The sequence below is a fragment of the Microbacterium sp. genome (assembly GCF_032084865.1).
Taxonomy (GTDB): domain Bacteria; phylum Actinomycetota; class Actinomycetes; order Actinomycetales; family Microbacteriaceae; genus Microbacterium.
This window is the reverse complement of record NZ_DAMDLU010000238.1, coordinates 1-1,765: the sequence shown is the minus strand read 5'-3', so window position 1 is coordinate 1,765 and position 1,765 is coordinate 1. Positions and strand designations below refer to the sequence as shown.

Annotated in this window: 2 protein-coding genes; both read left to right on the top strand. The window is 70.5% G+C overall.

What is annotated here, in order from left to right; translation table 11 throughout:
- Positions 1 to 227 (top strand): DUF4862 family protein (locus tag RT309_RS14945; protein WP_313358305.1); only part of this gene is annotated, 227 nt, incomplete at its 5' end.
- An 86-nt stretch (positions 228 to 313) separates the two neighbouring features.
- A partial coding sequence (locus tag RT309_RS14940; protein ID WP_313358303.1) for an exo-alpha-sialidase occupies positions 314 to 1,765 on the top strand: 1,452 nt, incomplete at its 3' end.

The window sequence follows — 1,765 nt, the reverse complement described above, 5'->3', positions numbered from 1 at the left end:
GCCCGTACAGCGGGCCGTGGATCGATGCACACCACCCCTTCGCATCGGTCGACCCGGATTCCGCGTCGCTGCTCACGGATGCCCGCGTGCGGGATGCCGTGCGCGCGGCCGGCGACGCGCCGTCGCTGGGACTCAAGGTGAGCCGGCGCCCCGACGCGACCACAGCAGCCGAGGTGCTGCGCGTCGCCGAGCGTCACCTGCAGGTGCTCGCGGCCGCCGCGCCCTGACCAGACCCCCTCCATCGCACGAACAGAAAGGCCTGTCCATGCAATGCCGTACCGAGTCCTCCTTCCGCCGCTCCCGGCGGGGCAGGATGCTCTTCACCTCTGTCGTCGGAGCGCTGGCGCTCGCGCTCAGCATCCCGGCGCAGGCCGCCTTCGCGGCACCCGCCCCCGGCTACCTCGCCGATCCCACACTGCCTCCGGGCAGCTACCAGGAGCAGAACCTCGGCGCCGATCGCACGGCCGACGACTTCTTCTACCGCATCCCCGCGCTCGCGCACCTCGGCGACGGCGTGATCCTCGCGTCGTGGGATGCGCGCCCGGGCAGTGCGGCCGACGCGCCGAACCCGAACTCGATCATCCAGCGCCGCTCCACCGACAACGGCAAGACGTGGAGCGATCTGCAGATCATCGCGGCCGGTGACGCCGCCGCGCCCAAGTACGGCTACTCCGACCCCAGCTACGTCGTCGACCACGAGACCGGCCGGGTGTTCGCCTTCTTCGTCTACTCGAAGGACGTCAGCTTCCAGGGCAGCCGCTACGGCAACGACGACGCCGACCGCAACATCATCAGCGCCGCCGTCATCCACTCCGACGACCAGGGTGTCACCTGGAGCGAGCCGGAGCTGATCACCGACGTCGTCAAGCCTGCCGACGGCACGGTCGTGAACGGGGCGTACCAACCCGTCGCGGGCGACGTGCGCGGCGTGTTCGCGACCTCGGGTGAGGGCATCCAGCTGCGCTACGGCGCACACGCCGGACGGCTCATCCAGCAGTACGCGGCTCACGTGCGTCAGGCCGACGGCAGCGAAGCCATCCAGGCGTACTCGGTGTACTCCGACGACCACGGCGCGACCTGGCAGCGCGGCGCCTTCGTCGGCACGGGCATGGACGAGAACAAGACCGTCGAGCTCTCTGACGGCCGTGTCATGCTCAACTCGCGCGACAGCTCGAACGGGCGTCAGCGCAAGGTGGCGATCTCGGCCGACGGCGGCGCGACGTACGGCGCGGTGACGCGCGACGCCGAGCTGCCCGACCCGACCAACAACGCCTCGATCACCCGGCTGCATCCGGATGCCCCGCAGGGCAGCGCGGATGCCCGCAAGCTGATCTTCACGAACTCCAACAACGGCGCCAACGGCGACCGGGTGAACGGCGCCGTGCGCCTCTCGTGCGACGACGGCGAGACGTGGCCGGGCCTGCGCACGCTGAAGACCGGCTTCTTCGCCTACTCATCGGCCACCGCGATCGGCAACGGACGTGTCGGCGTGCTGTGGGAGGGCAACTACAGCGACCAGATCAGGTTCTCGTCGTTCGACGAGGCATGGCTCAACGCGGTCTGCGCACCGGTCTCGGTGCCCGAGACGGCGCTGCAGCCGGGCGTCGCCCAGACGGTCCCCGTGACCGTCACCAACCAGGAGGACACGGCACTCAGCGGCACCGTGTCGTTGCACACGCCGGCCGGCTGGACAGCATCCGACGCCGCGGTCACCGCCCTCGCACCCGGCGCCAGCGTCACGGTCGACGTCACGGTCACCGCGCCC